At 54.7% G+C, this 274-nt stretch carries 2 rRNA genes; both read left to right on the top strand.

Annotated elements, in window-relative coordinates:
• Window positions 1-78, top strand: a 23S ribosomal RNA gene (locus IG62_RS0141085); the annotation flags it as partial.
• 77 nt (window positions 79-155) lie between these two features.
• Window positions 156-272 (top strand): 5S ribosomal RNA (gene rrf / locus IG62_RS0141080).
• Window positions 273-274 lie beyond the last annotated feature (2 nt).

Genomic DNA, 274 nt, shown 5'->3' with positions numbered 1-274 from the left:
ACTGGGTTGATAGGCCAGATATGGAAGCGCCGTAAGGTGTGGAGTTGACTGGTACTAATAGGCCGAGGGCTTGTCCTCAGTTGCTCGCGTCCACTGTGTAGGTTCTGAAGTAACGACCGTTGTAGCTAGGCTCCGGTTGGTTAACTTCATAGTGTTTCGGTGGTCATAGCGTTAGGGAAACGCCCGGTTACATTTCGAACCCGGAAGCTAAGCCTTTCAGCGCCGATGGTACTGCAGGGGGGACCCTGTGGGAGAGTAGGACGCCGCCGAACAA

Origin of the sequence: Streptomyces sp. NRRL S-337, from assembly GCF_000720175.1 — a bacterium.
GTDB lineage: Bacteria > Actinomycetota > Actinomycetes > Streptomycetales > Streptomycetaceae > Streptomyces > Streptomyces siderophoricus.
Note: the sequence above shows the minus strand (reverse complement) of the source record. Positions and strands in the feature narration are given on the sequence as shown.